The organism is Occallatibacter sp., assembly GCF_049582745.1.
Taxonomy (GTDB): Bacteria; Acidobacteriota; Terriglobia; order Terriglobales; family Acidobacteriaceae; genus Telmatobacter.
On sequence record NZ_JBAUUO010000103.1, the window covers coordinates 42,686 to 65,488 of the forward strand.

The 22,803-nt window shown below is 59.6% G+C and carries 17 protein-coding genes; 7 read left to right on the forward strand and 10 right to left on the reverse strand.

All coding sequences use genetic code 11. From position 1 onward, the window contains the following. The first annotated feature begins 74 nt into the window (after nt 1-74). Both WCA10_RS15965 and WCA10_RS15970 read left to right on the forward strand, forming a co-directional pair. On the forward strand, nt 75-2,090 hold the full coding sequence (locus WCA10_RS15965) for a hydantoinase/oxoprolinase family protein (RefSeq protein ID WP_472823506.1): 2,016 nt from the start codon (nt 75-77) through the stop codon (nt 2,088-2,090). Then, nucleotides 2,087-3,733 carry a hydantoinase B/oxoprolinase family protein gene (locus tag WCA10_RS15970; RefSeq protein ID WP_472823507.1) on the forward strand — a complete coding sequence of 549 codons (1,647 nt, stop codon included), beginning with the start codon at nt 2,087-2,089 and terminating at the stop codon, nt 3,731-3,733. Before WCA10_RS15965 ends, WCA10_RS15970 begins: the two co-directional genes overlap by 4 nt. 96 nt (nt 3,734-3,829) lie before the next feature. Here WCA10_RS15970 and WCA10_RS15975 read toward each other — a convergent pair whose 3' ends face one another. The 9 genes from WCA10_RS15975 to WCA10_RS16015 all read right to left on the reverse strand — a co-directional run bounded on the left by WCA10_RS15975 (nt 3,830) and on the right by WCA10_RS16015 (nt 13,869). After that, the gene (locus WCA10_RS15975) at nt 3,830-5,065 is read right to left on the reverse strand and encodes a glycosyl hydrolase family 8 (protein ID WP_472823508.1); all 1,236 of its coding nucleotides are present in this window, start codon (nt 5,063-5,065) and stop codon (nt 3,830-3,832) included. A gap of 233 nt (nt 5,066-5,298) precedes the next feature. Then, nucleotides 5,299-6,111, reverse strand: a complete 813-nt coding sequence (locus tag WCA10_RS15980; protein ID WP_472823509.1) for a hypothetical protein — start codon at nt 6,109-6,111, stop codon at nt 5,299-5,301. A gap of 171 nt (nt 6,112-6,282) precedes the next feature. After that, nucleotides 6,283-7,410, reverse strand: a complete 1,128-nt coding sequence (locus WCA10_RS15985) for a carboxypeptidase-like regulatory domain-containing protein (RefSeq protein ID WP_472823510.1) — start codon at nt 7,408-7,410, stop codon at nt 6,283-6,285. A gap of 202 nt (nt 7,411-7,612) precedes the next feature. Then, nucleotides 7,613-8,275 carry a PspA/IM30 family protein gene (locus WCA10_RS15990; protein WP_472823511.1) on the reverse strand — a complete coding sequence of 221 codons (663 nt, stop codon included), beginning with the start codon at nt 8,273-8,275 and terminating at the stop codon, nt 7,613-7,615. A gap of 63 nt (nt 8,276-8,338) precedes the next feature. Further along, a complete protein-coding gene (locus WCA10_RS15995) occupies nt 8,339-9,001 on the reverse strand; it encodes a DUF2059 domain-containing protein (RefSeq protein WP_472823512.1) in 663 nt (220 codons plus the stop codon). Between the two features lie 102 nt (nt 9,002-9,103). Next, a complete protein-coding gene (locus tag WCA10_RS16000; protein ID WP_472823513.1) occupies nt 9,104-10,528 on the reverse strand; it encodes a flotillin family protein in 1,425 nt (474 codons plus the stop codon). A gap of 326 nt (nt 10,529-10,854) precedes the next feature. Further along, on the reverse strand, nt 10,855-11,550 hold the full coding sequence (locus WCA10_RS16005) for an NfeD family membrane protein (RefSeq protein ID WP_472823514.1): 696 nt from the start codon (nt 11,548-11,550) through the stop codon (nt 10,855-10,857). Between the two features lie 91 nt (nt 11,551-11,641). Next, a complete protein-coding gene (locus WCA10_RS16010) occupies nt 11,642-12,076 on the reverse strand; it encodes a helix-turn-helix domain-containing protein (protein WP_472823515.1) in 435 nt (144 codons plus the stop codon). A 539-nt stretch (nt 12,077-12,615) separates the two neighbouring features. Further along, nucleotides 12,616-13,869 (reverse strand): sugar MFS transporter, encoded by a 1,254-nt coding sequence (locus WCA10_RS16015; RefSeq protein WP_472823516.1) that lies wholly within the window; start codon nt 13,867-13,869, stop codon nt 12,616-12,618. 328 nt (nt 13,870-14,197) lie between these two features. Here WCA10_RS16015 and WCA10_RS16020 point away from each other — a divergent pair, with 328 nt between their 5' ends. Then, a complete protein-coding gene (locus WCA10_RS16020; RefSeq protein WP_472823517.1) occupies nt 14,198-15,403 on the forward strand; it encodes a VIT1/CCC1 transporter family protein in 1,206 nt (401 codons plus the stop codon). Further along, nucleotides 15,403-16,068: a rhomboid family intramembrane serine protease gene (locus tag WCA10_RS16025; protein WP_472823518.1), complete on the forward strand. Its 666-nt coding sequence runs from the start codon at nt 15,403-15,405 to the stop codon at nt 16,066-16,068. The genes WCA10_RS16020 and WCA10_RS16025 overlap by 1 nt, the downstream gene beginning before the upstream one ends. A gap of 101 nt (nt 16,069-16,169) precedes the next feature. Here WCA10_RS16025 and hemG read toward each other — a convergent pair whose 3' ends face one another. Continuing rightward, the gene (gene hemG, locus WCA10_RS16030; RefSeq protein WP_472823519.1) at nt 16,170-17,651 is read right to left on the reverse strand and encodes a protoporphyrinogen oxidase; all 1,482 of its coding nucleotides are present in this window, start codon (nt 17,649-17,651) and stop codon (nt 16,170-16,172) included. A gap of 241 nt (nt 17,652-17,892) precedes the next feature. Between hemG and WCA10_RS16035 the strand changes: the two genes are divergently transcribed. The 3 genes from WCA10_RS16035 (at nt 17,893) to WCA10_RS16045 (ending at nt 22,573) form a co-directional block, all read left to right on the forward strand. After that, the gene (locus WCA10_RS16035; protein WP_472823520.1) at nt 17,893-19,242 is read left to right on the forward strand and encodes a cytochrome ubiquinol oxidase subunit I; all 1,350 of its coding nucleotides are present in this window, start codon (nt 17,893-17,895) and stop codon (nt 19,240-19,242) included. Between the two features lie 81 nt (nt 19,243-19,323). After that, nucleotides 19,324-20,364, forward strand: coding sequence for a cytochrome d ubiquinol oxidase subunit II (gene cydB, locus WCA10_RS16040; protein WP_472823521.1), 1,041 nt, complete (start codon nt 19,324-19,326; stop codon nt 20,362-20,364). A 319-nt stretch (nt 20,365-20,683) separates the two neighbouring features. After that, nucleotides 20,684-22,573 carry a PP2C family protein-serine/threonine phosphatase gene (locus tag WCA10_RS16045; protein WP_472823522.1) on the forward strand — a complete coding sequence of 630 codons (1,890 nt, stop codon included), beginning with the start codon at nt 20,684-20,686 and terminating at the stop codon, nt 22,571-22,573. The last annotated feature ends 230 nt before the right edge of the window (nt 22,574-22,803 follow it).

Here is a 22,803-nt window from a genome sequence, read left to right on the forward strand (position 1 = left end):
TGAACTCTAACGTCTCATTCCCTTTTACTCATGGTCTACTGACTTGCCGCCTCTGCCTGATATGTTTTTTGAGAATGACCCCACACCTCACCATCGCCATCGACACCGGCGGTACCTTCACTGACTGCGTCTATCGCATCGGCCCCCGCGTCGAAGTCCTCAAGCTTCCTTCAACCCCAGACGATCCCAGCCGCGCCATCCTTGAAGCCGTCCGCAAGATTGCCGCGCTCATCCCTGAAGCTTCCGTCGAAGTCCGTCACGGCACCACTGTCGCCACCAACGCGCTGCTCGAACGCAAAGGCGCGCGCGTCGCCTTCATCACAACTGCGGGATTTGAAGACACACTCGCCATCGCCCGTCAGGCCCGCCCCGACCTTTACGACTGGAATCACCACCGCCCTGCGCCTGTCACCAATCAGTGCTTCGGCATCGCCGAGCGCATCGGCCCCGACGGCTCCGTACTCCTCGCACCAACCGATGTGGCCCTCGATCAACTTCGCCGCGACATCCGCAAATCGAAATCGGAATCCATCGCCGTCTCGCTCCTTTTCTCCTTCGCCAATCCCGCTCACGAGCAAGCCATCGCCGCCGCATTAAGTTCGCTCCGCCTGCCCATCTCGCTCTCCCACCAGATCCTTCCTGAATTCCGCGAATACGAGCGCGGCTCGACCGTCGCCCTCAACGCCTACCTCGCCCCGCTCCTGCAGCAGTACATCCAAGCGCTCCAACGCGGCCTCGCCAAGCGCGGCGCGCGTCTCAGCATCATGCAATCCTCTGGCGGCATCCTCTCCGCCGCATCCGCCGCGCGCGAGCCCGTCCGCACGATTCTTTCAGGCCCAGCCGGAGGCGTCATCGGCGCACTCAGCGTAGCCCGAGCCGCGCGCATGCCTCGCATTCTCACCTTCGACATGGGCGGAACATCCACCGACGTCGCTGTCCTCGACACATCACGCGAACCTCCCACCACCACCGAAGGCCAGGTCGCCGGTCTACCTGTCGGCGTGCCCATGCTCGACATCCACACCGCTGGCGCAGGCGGCGGCTCCCTTGCATGGATGGATCATGCCGGCGCTCTGCAAGTCGGTCCGCAATCCGCCGGCGCCGATCCCGGCCCCGCCTGCTACGGCTGCGGAGATCGCGCTACCGTCACTGACGCCAACCTCGTCCTTGGCCGCCTCCACCCAGATCACTTCCTCGGCGGCGCCATGCATCTCGATGAAGCCCGCGCCCGCCGTGCACTCAAAGCGGTCCCCACCAAATCTTTCGCAACTCTCGAACATCTCGCCGAAGGCATTCTTCGTGTCGCCAATGCGCGCATGGAGTCAGCCCTGCGCCGCGTCTCCGTCGAACGCGGTCACGATCCCCGCACCTTCACGCTACTGGCCTTCGGTGGCGCCGGCCCGCTCCACGCCTGCGCGCTTGCACAATCGCTCGGCATCCGCCGCGTCCTCATTCCCAACGCGCCCGGTGCGCTCTCTGCTCTCGGCATCCTCGATGCGGATCTGCGCCGCGAGTTCTCCCGCACCGTGATGCTTGCGCCCGGCTCTCCGCAAATTGCATCGCATTTTTGCTCTCTCGAAGACGAAGCGCGCGCCGCCTTCAGTACTGAAAAAGCAAAGCCCATCTTCGTCCGCTTCGCCGACCTCCGCTATCACGGCCAGGGATTCGAACTTCGCGTCGACTGGTCCGCCAACGCCGTCGCCCGCTTTCACAAACTCCACGCCCAGTCCTACGGTTATGCCGACCCCGCACGCCCCGTTGAAATCGTCACTCTCCGCGTGCAGGCCATCGCGCGCACGCATAATCCGGGTGCCCCATCCATCGCACAGCTTCATCGTGCGATGGGTGGGAAGCCAACGAAGACCGATTCAGGTCACGCCCTCATCTCCTCCACCCGCATCTTCGAGGCCGGCCGCTGGCGAATTGCAACGCTCTATGATCGCTCCCGTCTCCATCCCGGCAAACGCATCGCCGGCCCCGCCGTCATCACCGAACTCAGCGCGACAACCTATCTCCCCACCGGCTGGACCGCCACCGTCGACCCACTCTCAAATCTCATACTCCGTCCAAACTCAGGAGCACGCCAATGACCGCGCGCCGCCCTCTCGATCCCGCCGAGATCGCCGTCATCGGCCACGCGCTCCACTCCGTCGCTGTCGAAATGGGCGCAGCCTTACGCCGCACCGCCTTCTCGCCCAACATCAAGGAGCGTCGCGATTATTCTTCCGCCGTCTTCTCAGCGGAGACCGGGGTTCCCTCAGGCAGGTCTTCGTCTGAGGGGTGGAATGGCGACCACATCGCCATGGGCGACGACATGCCCGTCCACCTCGGCTCCATGCCCATGTCGGTCGCTGCCGTCCTCGCCGATCTGCGCCTCAACCCAGGTGACGTCGCGCTGCTCAACGATCCCTATCGCGGCGGCACGCATTTGCCCGACATCACCATGGTCGCGCCCGTCTTCCTGCCCGGCCGATCGCGCGCTTCCTTCTACGTCGCCAATCGCGCCCACCACGCCGACGTGGGCGGCATGTATCCAGGTTCCATGGGCCCCTGTCGCGAGATTGCGCAGGAAGGCATCCGCATCCCGCCCGTCAAGCTCATGCGTGCCGGCAAAATGGACACACAACTTCTCTCCGTCATCCTCGCCAACGTACGCACGCCAAAGGAACGTGAAGGCGACCTCACCGCGCAACTCGGCGCCTGCCGCATCGGCGCCACGCGCATGATCGAACTCGTCGAGCGCTTCGGCTACGCGCGCCTCCTCCAAGGTGTGAGCGAGATGCTCACCGGCTCCGAGCGCCTCATGCGCAATGTGCTTGCCTCGCTGCCCGCAGGTAAATGGCAAGCCGAAGATTTCCTCGACGACGACGGCGTCATCCCCGGCCCCATCGCCATCCGCGTCTGCATCACCAACGATCCCAAACGCCGGCGTGCCACGGTTGATTTTGCTGGCACCGACCCGCAGGTCCCCGGCAGCATCAACGCCGTCTACGCCATCACCTGGTCCGCGGTTTTCTACGTCTTCCGTTGCCTGCTGCCCAGTGCCGCCATCGCTACTGCCGGCCTCATGCGTCCCGTTACAGTTCTCGCGCCCCCGGGGTCCATCGTCAACGCGCGCCCGCCCGCAGCCGTTGCCGGTGGCAATGTTGAAACCTCGCAGCGCATCGTCGACACGCTCATGCGTGCGCTAGCCCCCGCGCTCCCCGATCGCATCCCCGCCGCCAGCTCCGGCACCATGAACAACCTGACCATCGGCGGAATCGATCCTCGCCCCGGTCCGAACTTTGCCCAGTCGTTTACGTATTACGAAACCATCGCCGGTGGCCACGGAGCCTCGCCGCAATCGCACGGCGCTAGCGGCCATCACGCGCATATGACCAACTCCCTCAACACGCCCGTCGAAGCCCTCGAATACGCGTATCCCTTCCGCATGATTCAATACGCGCTACGCCGAAATTCCGGCGGGGCAGGGAAGCACCGCGGCGGCGACGGCATTATCCGCGAATTGGAATTGTTGGGCGACGCGCAAGTCACGCTCTTGGCCGACCGCCGCAAAACCCAGCCTTGGGGTCTCGCCGGCGGCGACCCTGGCTCCAGCGGCCAGACCACCATTCTCCGCGACAACACCGAAGAAAACCTTCCCGGCAAATGCACCCGCGAACTCCGCGCAGGTTCGCGCATCCGCATACAATCCCCCGGCGGCGGCGCCTGGGGCAAAGTGGACAAAGTGTAATCGTTGAAGTGTCATCCTGAGCCCCGCACGCTCGGGGCCCCACACAGTGGGGTAAAGGGGGCGAAGGATCTGCTTTTGCTTTCTCTCAGTAGGGTCCTATTTCGGTCCCCACACCCGAAACTCCCCACTCACATGCATCAGGCTCATCAAGTAAAGCATCCCATCGTAATATCGCCCCTGCCCTGACGGTATCGGCGTCTTCCACAATGCCTCCGTGAACTCCTTCGCCCGCGCTCGATCTGTAGCCGCTAGCCCCGCCACCGCATTCGTCCCTGCCAGCCCTGCCGGATGATCCTCATGCGTCAGCCCCGGCGTCGCGCCCATATCTTTTCCGTCGAGCGTGTACACTGGCCCGTATTTATCGATGCCCTGCGACGCAAAAAACTCCTGAATGCGACCGCTCAGTTCCCGCTCCTCCGGCGCCTTGTGCCACCACGACCAATCCACTGACCAGTTGCTCGCCGTGCGCCAAGCGTCATAACCAAATTCGCCAGACTGCGGAAAGCGATTCGCATGCGGCGTCCCATCAAAATTCGCGTAATCCGGCGCCAGCCCCGTCTGCGGATTTGTCGTCTTTACAAAAAATGCCCTGCTCGTCTCCGCGGCCTTCGCCCAGAACGCGCGATCCTCCTCCGGCCCCCACCGCGACCACAATTCGTAAAACGCCGGCAAATGATACGAAGGATCGGTGAACGGCTGGCCAAACACATCCGGCACAAACAAGATCATCGGCGGATCAGGATTCATCATCGGCCCTACCGTGTGTGGCCCATACTTGCCAGGAGCAGTGATCCGCTCCCGATGCACCATCGCCGTCAGCAACTTCTCCGCCTCGGCATGATAATCGTAGATTCCTTTTCTATCTCCCCACCGGTTCGACGCAAACAGCAGGGCCATGGCAAAATACGATTCTCCATCGGGCGCCGCACCTTCCGAGTTGTGCGTTCCATCCGTCTTGCACGACCACGCAAAAAACTCGTAACTCGGCGCCTTCGGGTCGGAGATATACATGTAGGTCTTCGCCCAATTCCAGATCGCATCAAACTCGACCTTCTTGCCCAGTTCGACCGTGATCATCATTCCGTACGACAAGCCCTCCGTCCGCACATCGTGGTTCGCCCAGTCCGTCACGTACATCAGAGGTCCGTTCGCGTTGCTGCCCGCATCAAACGCAATCGCCTGCGTCTGTTTGTCCCCGTGAAACAACTGCTGGTACGCAGCATCGATCTTCGCCCGGATCTCCTTTTGTGAGTGCCCATCCTCGGCAAACAGGTTGCGATATTTTCCCGTCGCATAAGCCCCACCGCCATCCTGCGGCGAAGTCTTCGCCATCGCCATTGCTCCACAAACGATCCACAACATCCCAACCATGACCATCATCCGAGAACCAACACGCATGTACACATCTGCCTCCCGCCGCCATTCAGTGAACCGATTTACTCGCGATCACAAGTATAACTTTCCATGCATCGGGAACCGCAAAAAGAAAGCCTGGGCAACTGCCCAGGCCTGTTTCTCACTCGTTCACTTCTTCACTCATTCACTGCTTCACTCATTCACTGCCTTCACGGCTTCCGATGCAGCACATGCGTAGCAATGTCCGGCCAGAACTCGCGAAACGTATTCGTCAGCGCATCGCGCATGATCGCATATCCGTACTTCTCCGCGATCTCCGGTGCGGAAGTGTCAGAACTGGGATAGTAAGTCGTCGAAATCCCCTGCGCAATCCCGCGCCCCAGCAACTCCGATGCATTGAAAGTATTATGGCCGTGATAATCCGGTGTAATCAGGACTCGCGTCGACGAATACCACGCGCGCTTCAAGATCGGACCCTCTCCCTTTGCGAAGTAACGCTCGTCCTCGTGGAACACCGTCGGCAACGCGAAAATCACCCAGTAATTGCCATCCACCTTGTCCACAAATCCGCGCCACGTATACGCCCAGTAACCGGGAAACCCCTTGCCCAGCGAAGGATGAGCGTCCTCGCCCTTCGCGATCAGCGAAGTCAATCCCACAAACACAAACGACGAATAGTCGAAGCTGTTGTCAGTTGCGATCTTGAACGCCTCCTTCGGCGTCGGCGGCGGCGGAATCGCTCCCGCACTCACCGCGCGGTAGTTCGGCATAATTCCAAGAATTCGTTTCGGCTCCTGCTTCGATGCCGGGGTACCCTCATTTGCCGGCGCCTGTTTCGAATTCGGATCCTTCACCTGCGTCTGTTGCGGCTCCGGCGCATCCGGCAGCAATGACGCGGATTCCGCTGCCTCTACCTGCAGGATTTGTACATCGGAAAGATTGGGTGCTGGGTTCTGGGCGAGCACAGCCACTGAAGTCGACAATACTACTGTGCCTAAGATCAAACGGGGAAAAAATCGCATGCAATCACCACGGCCTGTAAAAGCCTTCAAATTGAATTCAATTCGGCGGAAAGAAACAAGGCTGATTCAATCCGCCTATACCTGCTCTTGCCGGATCTGGAAATCTTGCTCGTCCGGCTCACTCCAGTTTAGTTCATCGATTGCTGAAATCTTATGCAGCGCCGCGATCGTTCAGTTTCGATCCTTCGCGCTTGGCGTCAACCTGCGCAGCACAAACTCCTGCACCACGCTGCTCACCTCGCGCTCGCCTGTGCTGAGCAGCAGGTTTCCAAACACCAGGCCGGCTCCACGATTAGACGGTGGATAGTACGCATTCGATATCGAGCTCGAAATCAGGTCGCCCCCGATGCTCGAGTAATTCGGTTGCAGCTTCCCGTTATCGCCGCGACAGATGAACGGATTCGAAAGCGCGTGACGCAAGCGCGACTTCACCGTGCCCGTGCCCTGATAGAAATACCGCGGATCCTGGTGCAGCAGCGATGGAAGAATCGCGCCACCGAACATGATGTCCGTGATCCCGTCGGCATACGTCGCGCCCAGGCGCTCTCCGTACCCTTTAGCGCCGAGCGGATAATTCAGATCGTCCCCGCCCTGATCCATCCCGGCCAGAGTCGCCGCGCCGACAAAACTGACAGGATCGATCGCCACCCGGTACGCCATCTGAAATTTCAACTTCGTCGTCAGGGGCACCGCGTTCTTCGAGTCATACACAACATAAAAGTTCGGAATGAATCCAAGTATCCGCTGCTGTTCCTCAAGCTCAACCTGCTGCGTGGCAATCTGCTCCGTCGACGAATACACCGTCACAGACGAAACGTCTCCCGCGAGTTTCAACTTGATATCGGCTACGCCGAAAAATTGCCCTGCCGCAAGCGTAATTGGCGGCGAGACCCAGTTTTCAAAGCCTTTTGCGCTGATGGTCAGCCGATACGGAATCCCCGCCTTCAGCCCTGGAAAATTGAAGAACGCGTTATCATTCGCCGCCTGGCTTTGACGATCCGCCGGGCTCGCGCCCTCCAGAACAACCGTCGCGCCCGGAACCAGATCGCCGTTCTCATCGGTCACAGTTCCATTCAGATCCGTGGTCGACGGAGCATCCGGCGTTGACTGTGTGCCTGGGTTCGCTGATTGTTGATTTGCCGCGACCGGAGCATCGGGAATCGATGTTGCAGGAGCTGTGCTTACATCGACAGCAGGTCGGGCAGCGACCGGCTGCTGGCCGCGAGCTACGTCCGCCGATCCTGCAAAACACACGAATAGCGTAATGAGAGCGGTAACAAACAAAGGTCTATGGCGCATCCATTCACCCTTGGGGGAAATCAGGTGCGCGGCTCCAAATCAGCTCTTCCAAGCTGGACCGACGCACCTCGGGGTGCATCCGCCACTGATCAGGCGGCGGATGCGTCACATAAAGTTCACCTGCGCTTTAGACGTAGTTTGCCACGCCGGGATACAAAATTTGTCGTCCAGCCGGCTCAGTCCATGATCACATTAGTCACATCTACTGAACCGACTGCCGGCTCTTGATTTCTTTCAACATCAGCTCCACCTGGTCCTCGCTCTCGAGCGTCCTGAACTTGTCTTCAAGCGATTCAGGTGTAAGCACTTCGGTAGCCGCTGCGTTTTCGGCAGCGGTCACGCGTACCTTGCTCTTCATGCGGCCAATAGCGCTCTCCTGGTCATTGGCCACCACGTGTTGCGCCTTCGCCGCGCGGCCCACAACCTTCGCTCTGCGATGTTCTGCGATCAGCATCTCGCAATGTGCGCGCGTCTCCGTCAGCTTTTGCTCCAGCTTGTGCAGAGCCTGCCGCAGATTATCCGCCTCGTGCTTCTGGTCCTCGGCCTGCGTCGTGAATCCGATTGCAAGCTGATCCTGGCTCAGCGCACGCTCCAGCGCGGCACGAGCCAGATCATCCTGTCCCTTCTGCACCGCGAGCTCCGCCTTGCGCCGCCACTCTGTAGACTGCAGTTCGTGCTCCGCCTTCTTCTTCTGCAGCAGATGCTGATCCGCAATCGCAATCGCCACCTGTGTCTTCACCTGCATAAGCTGGTTCTCCATATCCAGAACAACCTGCTTCAACATCCGCTCCGGATCCTCGGCCTTCTCCACCAGGTCATTCAAATTCGCCCTCAACAGCGTGCTTACTCTATCCAGTAACGACATACAATCCCTCCTCTTAATCCCGAACTTCGATTCAAATTCCGCTTGAACCACCACGTCGAACAACTACTCTGCCTTCGGTTTTGTAGTTCCTTGCTTCGCTGCCGGCTTTGTTCCACCAGGTTTTGTCGATGGCGCAATCGCCGCCATCTCCTTCATCATTTCTTGCGTCAACACCCGGCTTCTTTCTGAAACTTTCCCCATCACCAGCGGCATATATTCCTGAGAGATCACCGGCTGCGCATCCAGCAGATGCTGTCCCGGGGGAGAACTGTAGAACGCAATCAGCCCATCCACATCATCCTTGCTGAGATGCTTCTGATAAATGGCCGTCATGTCCGTGAGCATCTCGTCAGTGGGATATAAATCCATCGACTTCCCCACGTACTTGGTCATTAGCTGCTGCATGCGCTCGCGCTGTTCTGCAGTGGGCTTGCTACCCGCCGGAAGCCCCTCCATGGTCTGCTTCATCGACGTCTGGATCTGCTGCGCCACCAGCGATGGCACCATCTGCCGCACCGATTGCATCTGCTGCTTGATCCGCATTACCTCAAACAGTTTGCCCAGTTGCTCGGTCGTTGCCTGATTCTCCGGTGCAATCGCTGTAGCCTGCTTCTCCTGCTGCATCTGCCCATTCGCGCCGACCGCGTAAGCCTGCGCGCGTCCTGCGTCGGCTCCCGCCGACAACATCAGCAGAGCCACTGTTCCGATCATTGCTTGTGCTTTCATTCGGTCCTCTCAAACGTTTCGTCGCGTTTGCCAATCTCGCTTTGCTTTAGCCCGTCCAAACCAGCACCCCGGTTCCGCGCAGCGCAGAACCGGGGATTGCTGTCACTTCTTCGCCGCATCCCCATTCTGCGACTTATCGTCTCCCGGCTTGTTCTTGATCGCTTGCACATTCGACATCAACTGCTTGATGTCCATCCCGCTCAGCGCTTCAAACAAAGCCGGCACCTGCGCCGCAATCCGCGTCATGTCGCCCGTAATCTTGTGCGCGCCCGCGGCGTCGTCATTGCCAGTCGACACAATCGTGATGTGATCCACCTTGCTCAATGGTTCCGCCATCGCACGGACAACGTCGGCCATGTTGGTCAGCAATTTGTCGACCACAGCGGCCTGGTTCCACTGCTGGTAAGCCTCGGCCTTCACGTTCATCGCCTTTGCTTCCGCTTCACCTTTCTGGAAGATGATGCTGGCTTCGGCTTCGCCTTGCGAACGAATCGCAGCCGCGCGGCCTTCTGCCTCTGTAGTTAACCGCGACCTCTCTGCAGACGCCAGGTTCTCAATCCTCTGACGCTCAATCTCGGCGCCCTTCAGCACCGTCGCAATCAACTCCTTCTCGTGACGCGCAATCTCGGCTTCCTGCACCTTGATCTGGCCTTCCTTCTCCACCTGTTGCACCTTCACCTGCTCCGCCGTCACCTGCTGCAGCATCACGTTGGTCTGCAATTCATACGCCTTGTCGGCCGTGGCCTGCTGGCGCCGGCTCTGCTCCGCATACTCGGCCTTCTTGATCTCAAGGTCGCGCTGCGCCTCAGCCTGTCTCGTAGCCGATGCCGTCTCTGCAATCACGCGCTCCTGGTCTGCTTGTGCTTTGGCAACTGCCGACTCGCGCAGTGCCGTGGCCCGCTTGATCGCCGTATCGCGTTCCGCATCCGCCGTCGCCATCTCTGCATCGCGCTTGATGCGCGCCACATCCGGTTTGCCCATGTTCGAGATGTAGTCGTTCTTGTCGCGCACTTCCTTGATGGTGAACGAAATCACTTCGAGCCCCATCTTGCTCATGTCTTCGGCGCACGTCGCACGCATGCGCTCGCCCACCATCTCCGGCTCCTTCACAATCTGCTCCACCGTTAGCTGGCCGATGATCCCCCGCAGGTGCCCTTCCATCACCAGCCGAATCAAACCTTCGCGCTGTGGCGGGGTCTTGGTCAAAAACTGCTCGGCAGCCGTCAAAATCGAAGCCTGGTCGCTGCGAACCTTGATCTGCGCGACGGCTTCAACCGTTACGGCCACGCCCTGCTTGGTGTAGAGATCCTGCTGCGGAGCGACATCGAAGCTCATCAGCTCCAGGCTCAACTCGCGACAGTTCTCTACCATGGGGAAGATCACCGTGCCATGTCCCTTGATCACACGAGGCCCGCGAAATCCGTACACAATCAGAGCCTCGTTCGGCCCCGCCTTGCGATACATCCTGGCCAAAATGCCCATCAGGAAGATCAGCGCCAACACTCCCAGACCGACAATCAAAATCATTTCATTCGTCATTCGATCCCTGTCCTTTCAACAGGGGTTGAATTCGGTTGATGGTTGAACTTCAGTTCAGAGTGAACAGTCATCAGCGCGAATCAGCCCGATCCCTGATCCCTGACCCCTGATCTCTGCCGGGGTCCCCAACGTACGATCTGTGTTCGTCAGGGTGGATGTTCCCCGTCCTTCTCGGAAACAACTTCGCCAGCAATCCCAGCAGAAAAATCCCCACCAGGACAGCCATATCCGCAATCAGCACGGTTGAGTTCGTCATTGCAATCCCGGTCCTTCAGCCGGGCAAAACGTCCCTTAGTCCCTATGTCCCTTTGTCCCTATGTCCCAAGTCCCTGGCTTTTTACTCCCTGTTCCCTACTCCCTGTTCCCTGAGGATTTGCTGTCAGCAAATCCTCTTCCCACCGCCTCACGTACGCGACCCCTTTCTCGTAGCGGATCACGAAGACCTCCTCGTCTTTCCTCAGCACCCCGCCACCGTCCTCAGCCCGCGCAATCGCCGACCGCGTGGCTCCCATTTGCTGATAAACAATCGCACCCGTCCCGCCCGCACGAATCGGAGACGACACGCGCCCCACTACGCCCACAACATCCGTCTCATCCGCGGTCAGTTCGCGATCGTGCGGCATCAGCACCCTGGTCAGAAACATGAAGATGATTGCCCCGCCCGCAATCCCGCAAATCGCCGCGAGCACCACCACCAGGCCCGCCACAAAGCTTCCATACTTCGTCAGCAGAAAGCCCGCCGCGCCAAACCAGCACAGAAAAATCATGATCGAAAACGCGTTCCACCACGGAACCTCCGGCCCAACCCCGCGCCCCGCTGCGCCACCACCGCCCGCATTTACAGGATGAGAAACGCCCACACCTCCATGCGGCGCATGTCCAGCATGCGGAAGATGGAAGTGCGGTGCGTGTACATGCCCGCCAAAATGTCCCATCCCGCCCAGAAGCGAAATGAAACTCAGCATCAGCCCCGCTAAAAAACAAGCCAGATAGAAACTTTCCCAATTCATCTCCGTGCCCCCAAATGCCTGTTGTCCCTATGTCCCTTTGTCCCTATGTCCCTTTGTCCCTATGTTCCTTTGTCCCTATGTCCCTTTGTCCCTATGTCCCTATGTCCCTAATCCCTGTCTTCTTTCTCAGCACTTCCATCAACCTCGGCATCAGCCCCGGCGTCTCCAGAATCGCCTCGAGAAGCAACAAGCATTCCCGCGACTTCTCATGCTGCGCCAGTGTCAGCAGCGCACTTTTCAATTCTGGATCGCGCCGGAACCGCTCCGCTCCCGAAACCAGCCACAGGTCCAGCTTGTCTTCCAGGCCCCTTACCTCACTCATCAGCTCTGGGTGATAGCCCGCCGGATCGTCCACCAGGTATCCGGGATGAACCTTGAAGAACTGCGCCAGCACCTGCCGCGTCGTGTTGGTCAGGTGCGGACGCGCCCCGCTTTCAATCTGCGAGAGGTAGCTCTGGCTCAGCTTCGAGCCCGTCTCCGCCGCGATCGCCCGTGTCAGTTCCTGCTGGCTCATCGCGCGGCTCATGCCCCTGAGACTGCCCTCCACTTCGCGCAAATACCTGATTTTTTCGCCCAGCTTCATCCGGTCCGTCCGCGATCAGCACTCAAGACCACTTCCAAGTCAATCGCAAATTGCAATAACAATATCGCAATCCGTAATACGCGTCAAGAAAAATCGTATTTCTGTCGAGACTCAAGCAGAGTCAATAGCGTCTTCTGATCGTCGGCCTCTAACTCCAGCAATCCAAAAGGAAAATTCCTCATGCGCAATTTGCAGGTAATTTCCCCATTTGGCGCACACTGGAAGAATTGAGGCGAGAGTCCGCTCGGGCTCCTGGGCATGCGCCCACCCGCCGCGCCTCTAAGTCCTTTATATAGAAATATATGCAGCCAAATCCAATACCAGGAATATCTTGCAGACTTGCCGTCGCGTAACCCAATCAAATGAGCAGACGCATCCCCAAAGTATGGGGGGAACTCCCTCCTTCGCCCGCGCGGGTACCCCAGACATGCGAAGGCCCTCCGGGCAACCGGAGGGCCTTCAAGGGTACTGCCCCAACCCGCCTAGGCTGTCACTGTCCGCGTAGGCTTGGATCCCCACAACCCGTAGTAGGCAATGAAGAGATAACAAATCATCGGAATGACAAACGCATGCTGAATACCGAAGCGGTCGGCTGCTGCGCCCAGCGCCAGCGGCACGATTGCTCCGCCCACCACCGCGGTCATGATCAGTCCCGATCCCTTGCTCGTCATCGGTCCGAGACCCTTGATGCCCAGCGCGAAGATGTTCGGGAACATGATGGAGTTGAAGAATCCGCAAATCACAATCGTCCAGATTGCCACCTGGCCGGTGGTCACCATGGAGATGAGCACGAAGAGGGCCGCAGCAAATCCGAAACCACCCAACAGCCTTCCCGACTTGATCTTGGTCAACACCCACGATCCAAGCAGGCGGCCAACGAGTGCACCACCCCAATACAGCGATACGAGAAACGATGCTGTCTTCGCGCTGTCCACTCCCTGCGTCTTGAAGTAGTTCACCGCGATCGAAGCCAGTCCCACCTCAACGCCGACGTACAGAAAGATTCCAACCGCTCCCAGAACCGTGTGTCGATAGCCCCAGATGCTCCGGCTAAGAATAGGATCGCCTTCCTTCGCCGGCCGAAACTCCTGCGTCTGCGCGATGTGCGGCAAATGCATGAACGCAACTGCCACGCCAAGAATCAGCAGCCCGGCCGCAATCGCGATATAAGGTCCGCGCACCGTGTTGGCAACGGCAGCCTTGGTCGCAGTGCTTGCCGGATCAGTCAGAATGTATGCGCCCGCAACGAGCGGCGCAATCGTGCCGCCCAGCGAGTTCAATGCCTGCGCCAGCGTCAACCTCACCGGCGCGCTGTGCTCCGGTCCAAGAATCGCAACATACGGATTCGCCGCCGTCTGCAGAGCCGTCACGCCCGCTCCAACAATAAACACTGCAGTCAGGAAGAGCGGAAAGCTGACCAGCTTGGCCGCCGGAACAAACAACAGGCATCCCACCACCTGGATGAAAAGCGAAACGACCATCGTCTTCTTGTACCCGATCGTCTCAATCAGTTTCGACGTCGGCGACGAAAATACAAAGTACGCCAGGAAGAAGGCCGACTCCGCCAGCATGGCCCACGCATACGGCAGGTCGAAAATCGACCGCAGATGCGGCACCAGTGCCATGTTCAAGTTGGTGATGAACCCGAAGATAAAGAACAGCACTGCCACCGTAATGAACGGTCCGGTGTAGTTCGGCGTCGTTGCAGCCGCTCCCGGCGTAGATCGTGTTGCCATAATCTGTTTGCTCCCCCGCTTCCTCAGAAATTCTGCCCGGTAAGGGCACACTCAAGCGCATTTGCGTTCGTCGCGCTCTTGTTTAGACCAGCTTGTTTTGCGCTGGGATCGCACTGTGCCGCCAAATCTCCGGCAAAATTGCTGCACACAACACTATACGGAAAACCCCGGCTTGGGGAAGTGATGCGCCCAACTGCCCGCGAATCTTTCTCGCTCCCGGCTCCGTTCCGCTCGCGGCCCCTACTGCAACCACCGTTTTCAGTTCGCCGGTCACTGCGATTTCTCCTGAAAATGCCTTATCCTCAAAGGAACCCGAAGGAGACGTATCGTGGCCACCACCGCCCTCAGCAGCGCCAAGTTGAAAAAGATTCTGGCCGCTCTCGAAGCCAACTGGCAGGCAGAGATGGAGGGCTACCACACCTACCAGACTCTCGCCGACCGCGACAGCGACCCCGTCCGCGCCCAAGTCCTGCGCCACCTCGCCGGTGCCGAGTGGGAGCATGCTGCCCTCTGGCATGGCCGCATCGTTGAACTCGGTGGCACTGAGCCTGTCTACAACGGCAATCCCGGCGGCGAAGCCAACTCCCTCGCCAACCGCGCCGGCGGCGTCCGCATGGCCCTGCGTCGCCTCGAAATCGAAGAAAGCCGCCACATCGCCAACTACGGCAAGCAACTGAAAGAACTCGGCGACGAAGGCTCCATCGCCATCCTCGACCACGTCATCGAAGACGAGAAGGACCACCACCGCGAACTCGGCTCGCTCCTGCGCGGCCACTACCAGGCTCCTGCCGGCGCACCCAGTGTCGACCCCAAGGCCGTCCTCGATGAACTCCTCGCCAAGCGCGCCCAGGGCCGCAAGCAGCCCGGCGCATGGATCGGCGACGCCATCTACGGCGTCAACGACGGCCTCGGAGCCATCTTCGGCATCGTCTCCGGCGTCTCCGGCGCCACGGCCGGCGACAGCAAATACGTTCTCCTCGCAGGCCTCTCCGGCATGATCGCCTCCGCGCTCTCCATGGGCTCCGGCGCCTATCTTGCCGCCAAAAGCGAACGCGAAATCTACCACGCTGAAATCGCTCGCGAGCGCGAAGCCATCCATATGAACGGCCCTGAAGCCCGCGAACTCCTCTCGCTCTACTACCAGGTCAAAGGCCTGCCCGAAGCCGACGCCGACCACATGGTCAACCACATCGCCAGCGACCCCGAGCAGATGCTGCGTGCGCTGGCCGGCGAACGCCTGGGCACTTCGGAAGAGGCGTTGTCGAATCCCATGGTCTCCGCGACTTCAGGCGCGCTATCCACCGCCGTCGGCGCCATGATCCCCGTCATTCCGTTCTTCTTCATGAGCGGCGTTCCGGCCGTCATCGCCGCCGCGATCATCTCCCTCATCGCGCACTTCGCTGTCGGCGCGGCCAAGAGCCTCATCACCATCCGCTCCTGGTGGGCGTCAGGCCTCGAAATGACGATTATCGGCGCCGTCGAAGGCGCCGTCACCTACGGCATCGGCATCCTGCTGGGTAAAGGCGGAATGTAGTGGGTGGCCTGATTCCGCTTGGCGATGCCTCGCGTCCGCCGACCCGCTTCGCCGTCGTCACCACGCTGATCATCGTCCTCAACGTCTGGGCGTTTTTTCAGGAACTGACCTATGGCGACCGCTTTATCTGGATGTGGTCCGCCGTTCCGATCCGCATCATCCACGGTCGCGCGCTCGTCACGATCGTCACCTCCATGTTCATGCACGCCAGCTGGATGCACATTATCGGCAACATGGTCTACCTCTGGGCCTTCGGGCGCGAAATCGAAAACGCCATGGGCTCATTTCGCTTCGCGGTCTTCTATTTGATCGGCGGCATCGTTGCCATGTCCGCGCAAATTCTTGGCGATCCCTTCTCCCGCATCCCGGCCCTCGGAGCCAGCGGAGCCATCGCCGCCGTCATGGGAGCATTCCTCATCACTTTTCCCCGCGACCGCATTCGCACCTTCGTCTTCTTCATCATCTTTTTTCGGATCACGATGATTCCCGCCGCGCTCCTCATCGGCTTCTGGTTCCTGATGCAGGTCCTCAATCTCGGCGTAGTCGCCCAGGCAAAAACCGGCGGAGTAGCCTACCTCGCCCACATCGGCGGATTCCTTTTTGGAGTAGTCACCGCCCGCCTCTTCGTCAATCCGCAGCGCATGACCTACCGTCGCTTAAGCTGACATGAGCGCCTGACTCAAGAGGCCGTCATCCTGAGCGAAGTCGATGAACTGCTTTGTCCTGGGAAGCGCAACCATGAAGTTGCATATAATTATCTGGAGATCTATCGCGGCGACTCGTCAACTTCCAGGCTCATCAGAATATCTTTCGCCGCCTGCCGTCCCGTCCGAATGCAATCCGGAATTCCGATACCGTCATAGGCATTCCCGGCCAGCCGCAGGCCCGGCAGCTCGGCCACCAGTTCTTTCACCCGCTTCATCCGCTCCTGGTGGCCAACCGAATACTGCGCCATGGCCCGCCGCCACCGCGAAACCTGCGTCGCTTCCGCTGGAATATGCGGCCCCACCACGCGCAGCCCGAGAATCTCGCTCAGCTCTCGCCGCACCGTCGCCACGAGCACTTCATCGCTTTGGTCGAGGAGTCCTTCATTCCTCGCACCGCCCAGGAACGCCCGCAACACTGCTTTGCCCGTCGGTGTCCGCCCCACAAACTTGCGATGCACAAACGTGCACGCCAGCATCGCGCGCCCCTCCACCGCCGGCACCAGGAATCCGAAACCATCCGGCAACCGTCCCAGCTGCGCCTCGTCGAAAACCAGATTCACGGTGATCGAAGACGAGTAGGGAATTGCGCTCAGCTCATCGCCCAGCGCAGCATCGGTAGCTGCAAGCAACCCGCCCGAAGCCCACGCCGGCGAAGCCAGAATCACCGCGTCATACGTCTCATCCGCATACGCCGACCGAACCCGCCAGCCGTTCCCCACTCGCTCCAACGCGGTCACCGGCGTTGACTTGCGCACCCACTTTGGATTGAGCTTTCCTTCCAGCGCATCCACCAGTTGCTGCAAACCGCCCTTCAACGTCGTAAAAATCGATCGCGGCACTGCGCGCATTTCACCGCCGTGTGCTGGCGCGGCGCCATTCGCACCCACGCTCCGCGCCGCCATCCTGGCACGCATCTGCTTGTGCGCCGCCAGCATTCCGCGCGTCAGCGATCCGTACTCAGTTTCCATCTCCACCAGTTTCGGCAGCACCGTGCGCGCACTCAGCTGAGTCGCGTCGCCGCCGTAAATCCCCGACAACAGCGGATCCGCCAGCCTGTCCACCGCCTCCTGGCCAAAGTGCCTCTTCACCAGCGCCGCCACTGACTCGTCCTGCCCGCTCGGACGCGGCGGATGCAGCAGTTCAAGCGCCATCCGAATCTTTGTCGCTGGGCTGAACAATCCCGACAGCGCTGTCGGCACCAGCTTCGTCGGAATCAGAAACATCAGCCCGTCCGGCAATGAAACCAGCCGGTTTTTCACTACAATATAGGTTTTCCTATTTGCATCGTTCGATGGCGTCAGTTGATCGGCCAGCCCCAACTCGCGGCAAAGCTCTGCCCCAGACAGCTTCTCGCTCAGAAAAGAATCAGGTCCACGCTCCAGCACCACCCCGTTCACGGTCTCCGATGCGAGCGACCCTCCCAGCTTTTCCCGCGTCTCAAACAGCGTGTACTCGACCTCTGCTCCCGCTTTGCGCGCTTTCTCGAGTTCATAGGCGGCTGTCAGCCCCGCGATTCCGCCTCCGATGATGGCTACCCGCATCCGTTTCCTCAGTCCCTTGATAACACACCGGGCATCGGGCCGACCCAGCCAGCGAAACTCCGGGTCAGACCACATGCGACTGACACCAGAATTAACCTCCAGGCTCGATCCGGGTGTGATTTAAATCACTTCCTTACCGTCGCAGGAGTCGATAATTGAAGTCGTTGGAAATCTTCCTGCGACTGCAGCGATCAAGCTGCCGTTCCCATTCCCCTTTTTTGCCTTTAACCAGGAGTCGTTCATGACTGCCGAGTTGATCCACCGGTTGCATTTTGCCTTTACCATCACATTCCATTACCTTTTCCCCCAACTCACCATGGGCCTTGCTCTGCTGATCGTCGTTCTCAAGACGGTTGCGCTCCGCACCGGCAGCGAAGAGTGGGACAAAGCCTCCCGCTTCTGGGCGCGCATCTTTGCCATCAACTTCGTTTTCGGCGTGGTCACCGGCATCCCCATGGAGTTCGAATTCGGCACCAACTGGGCTCGTTTTTCGCGCCTCTCCGGCGGAGTCATCGGCCAGCCGCTCGCCATGGAGGGCGTCTTCAGCTTCTTCCTTGAATCGGCCTTCCTTGGCCTCTTCCTCTATGGCGAGAAACGCATTTCCAAGACGATGCACTGGTTTTCAGCCGTGATGGTGTTCGCCGGTTCCTGGATCTCCGGCTTCTTCATCATCGTTACCGATGCATGGATGCAGCATCCCGTGGCCTATAACCATCTGCCCAACGGTCAGTTCGAAGTCGTCAGCTTCTGGCAATTGCTTCTCAATCCGTGGGGCCTGCTCCAGTACATGCACAACATGACCGGTGCGGTCGTCACGGCGTCGTTTGTGATGGCCGCCGTCGGTGCGTTCTATCTGCTCGATGGAAAGAACACGAACTACGGTCGTATCTTCACCCGCGTCGGAGTCATCTCCGGCGTAATCTCGACCATCCTCATCATCTTTCCCACCGGAGACCTGCATGGCAAATACGTAGCGCGCCATCAGCCCGCCGCCATGGCCGCCATGGAAGGCCTCTTCCATTCCGAAACCGGCGCAGGCATCGTCCTCATGGGTCAGCCCAACGAAGAAACGGGCCTGATCGACAATCCGCTGGTCGTCAACAACGTGCTCAGCTTCCTCATCTACGGCACCACCAAGGCGGAAGTCACCGGCCTCGATCGCATCCCGCACGACCAGTGGCCATCCGCTCTCCCGCTGCTCTTCTACGCCTACCACATCATGGCCGGCCTCGGAACCTACTTCGTCCTGCTCATGATCGCGGCTGCCTTTCTGCTCTGGCGCAAAAAGCTCTACACCGCGCGCTGGATCCTCTGGCTCCTGCTCATCAGCTTTCCGTTGCCCTACATCGCCAACACCGCCGGATGGATGACCGCCGAGATCGGCCGCCAACCCTGGCTTATCTACGGCCTCATGCGCACCAGTGAAGGCTTCTCCAACACCGTGTCTGTCGGCAACGGCCTCTTTACGCTCATTGGATTCATGGGGCTCTACGCCTTGCTTGGCCTGCTCTTCACCGTCCTCGTCTACCGCGAGATCAGCCTCGGCCCGACTCCTAAAGCAAGGATTGTTGAAACCACGACTGCCCATTGAGCCTGTTGCAGCATGGACTTGGCAGCTCTGAACTGCGAGCTAAGAACTAAGAACTATGAACTATGAACTGAGGTTCTCATCATGATGGGTTTCATCTGGTTCTGGCTGGTTGCCGTAATGATCGTTGGCTACGTCGTTCTCGACGGCTTCGATCTCGGCGTCGGCGTACTGCACCTTTTCCTTCCGCGCGACGATGCGCAACGCAAGACCGCGCTTCGTTCGATCGGCCCCGTCTGGGATGGGAATGAAGTCTGGCTTCTCGCCGGCGGTGGAACACTCTACTTCGCCTTCCCGCTTCTCTATGCCTCGGCCTTCTCCGGCTTCTACCTGCCCCTCATGATCGTGCTCTGGCTTCTCGTCCTGCGCGGCATCAGCATCGAACTCCGCAACCACGTCGACATTGGCGTATGGATCGCGCTCCTCGACGGCGTCTTCGGCATCTCCAGCGCATTGCTCGCCATCTTCTATGGAGCAGCCCTCGCCAACGTCCTGCGCGGCGTGCCGCTTCAGGCCGATGGCTACTTCTTTCTACCCCTCTGGACCAACTGGCAACCCGGCCCGCATCCCGGCATTCTGGACTGGTATACGGTCATCGGTGGCCTCGTTGCCCTTGCTGCACTCACGCTTCACGGAGCCCTATGGCTCATCATCAAAGTCTCCGGCGACCTCGCGCAACGTGCCTGCCGCCTCGTCAATCCGCTACTCATTCTCGTATCGCTGCTCACCGTCGTGAGCCTCGTTGCCACCATCGCCGTTCGCCCCGCCAGCCTCGACAACTACTACCACTACCCCGTCACCTTCATTGTTCCCGTCGGAGTCCTGGCAGCATTGGCCGGCATCTGGTACTTCAGTCGCAACCAGCATCCGGGGAAAGCGTTTCTCTCATCGGCGCTCTACCTGTTCTTCATGCTGGCCGGCGCATGCTGGGGTGTCTATCCCACATTGCTGCCCGCAACCACCGGCTCTGATCGCGACATCACGCTAGCCCGCGCCATCTCCGGACCTCACACGCTCGCGGTGGGCCTCGCCTGGTGGTCCTTCGGCATGACCCTCGCCGTAGCCTACGTCGTCTTCGTCTACAGCCGCTTCAAAGGCAAAGTAGACGCAGACACAACCCACTGAGACTCACGCCGACCCATGCTGGATTCCGCCCCGAGCGAGTATTTCTCAATCGCCTGACCGCACATGAGTCCAATCTTGGGATAACTTCCGAATTGACCACCACACGCTCGGAACCCTCCAACTCCGGATAGCCGTGAGCGCCGGTCCTCAATAGTAGAGTCTCGCGGCAGCCGCAGAAGAAGCCACGACACGGTTCGTCTTTGGCCACGGAGGCCGCCACTGCTACATGAATGCTCCGTGGAATCGGGTTATGGGCCTTCGCGGTAGAATCATTTCGTTCCCACCTTCCTCTTCTCAACTCGGAATCTAAGGGGCAAGAATGCGCTTGCAAGGCGTTGCACTCTTCATCGCGGTTGCGGTTATTGCGCCCTCCGCCTTCAGTGCGCGTCCGACGGCTCTAACAATTCCCCTGCAGGGATGCGTGTGGCACTCCGGCGACAACCCTGACTGGTCGGCTCCCTCACTCGACGAGTCCGGCTGGCAGCACTACGCGCTGCACCAGCAAGTCTCTCAGTCTCATCTGTGGATCCGTTGTCATGCCGATCTCTCTCCTATCGTCGACTTCGACGAGCCCGCGCTTCAGGTCAGGCTCTACGCAGCCTATGAGGTCTACGTAGACGGTCGTCTTATCGGAACGTTCGGAAATCTTCAGAGCGGCAGTTTTGACATGAACCTCATCCAGCAATGGCCGCTGCCGCGCGATCTCCGGCACACCTCATCCATCGCCATTCGCTCCGCATGGCATTTCACGTCTGCCATTCCCTTCGCCCCGTACCCGTCTCTCGAACTGCGCGCTGGGAGCGAACCTTCCTTGCGTGATCGCCGGAGCACCGTGATCGTTGCGGAGAGCGAGCGCCGTCTCATCCCTGCCATCTGTTTCTGCATCGTCGGCATTCTCGGCCTCATTGTGCTTGGTCTCTGGATCAACGACCCGGATCGCCGCGAACTGCTCGTCCTTGGAATCAACTGCGTTGCCCTCCCACCCATCTACCTCAACTACCTGGGAGCCGCAGCACTTCTCGCCTATCCTGCTTCGGCTTACTTTATCGTCTGGGCTGTTCCGGCTTTCCTCACCAACATCTGCCGGACTGTCTTCTTCTTCCAGCTGGCCCGTCGCCGGGTTCCATTCCTCTTTTGGGCGCTGATCGCTTTAGCGACGGCCATTCACCTAATCACGTTCGCAGTTGCCGTTCTCCCTCCGTCGGCCGCTCTTTGGCTCGATGGGCTTCGCTCTGGCCAGCTTGGTGCCATCTCTCAGTTCGCATCCGTCCTCGAGTCGTCGGCGCCCTTCTTCGCATTCATGCCTTGGCGCCGCCTCTCACGCCGCATGAGACCCCTGGCCGCTCTGTGCATGGTCTGGGGCGTCACGATGATGCTCTTCTTCTCCGTGCGTTTCACCAGCGCCCGCGTGCCTGGTCTGCCCGATCTGCAAAGCCAATGGAGCAACACCGTCTCAGACTTTGAGGCGATCGCGACGCTCGGTGTTCTCGTCGCCCTTCTCACGTTGCTCTCCCGTGAACAGCAACAAGTTACTCGCGAGAGGGCCGTCCTCGCCGGAGAACTCCAGGCCGCCCAGCAGGTCCAGCAGCTTCTCGCTCCCAGCACCCTCGATACGCTTCCCGGTTTCCGCCTCGCCGTTGCCTTCCATCCCGTAAGCGAAGTAGGAGGCGATTTCTACAACTGCAGCATTCTCCCGGGGAAGCGCCAGCGCATCATCATCGGCGATGTAAGCGGCAAGGGTGCCGCTGCTGCCATGACCGCCGCGGTAATTCTTGGCGCCGCACAACGGCGTGAGGACGAATCACCGGCCGCATTGCTGCATCACCTCAACTTGGTGCTGGCCAATATGCGCGTCATTGGATTCGCCACCTGTCTGTGTGCCGAGATCTCCTCGGACCGGGAACTTCTCCTTGCGAATGCCGGCCACCTCGCCCCGTATCGCAACGGACAAGAACTCTCCATCCTGAACGGATTACCACTCGGCATCGCTCCGGAAGCCGAATACGCTGAAACAACACTCCAGCTTTTGTCCGGCGACTTACTCACGTTCTTCTCTGACGGGGTGGTGGAAGCGCGCAATCGGGCTGGCGAACTCTTCGGCTTCGACCGCGCAGCCGCAATCTCTACTCAACCGACTGAGTCGATTGCTTCCGCTATCCAGGCATTCGGCCAGGAAGACGACGTCACGATTGTTACCCTCGCTCTATGACTGTCCCAGCGGTTGAAACCGTGTGAATTACTAATACGAGAACCGCGTCTCGTTTGCGCTTGGCATCTTGTCTTTTTGCTGATTGTCTTGGGCGCGTCACCGTCTAACCGGAATGTATGGTCCGCCGCCGTTTTGCAAGCGAAAAGTGAGGATGACAGAATTGGTCTGCGCGAATGTATCCGGCCTTTGTTGGAGTAGCGAACTCCTGGCCTGAATGGGATGCGCTGCGC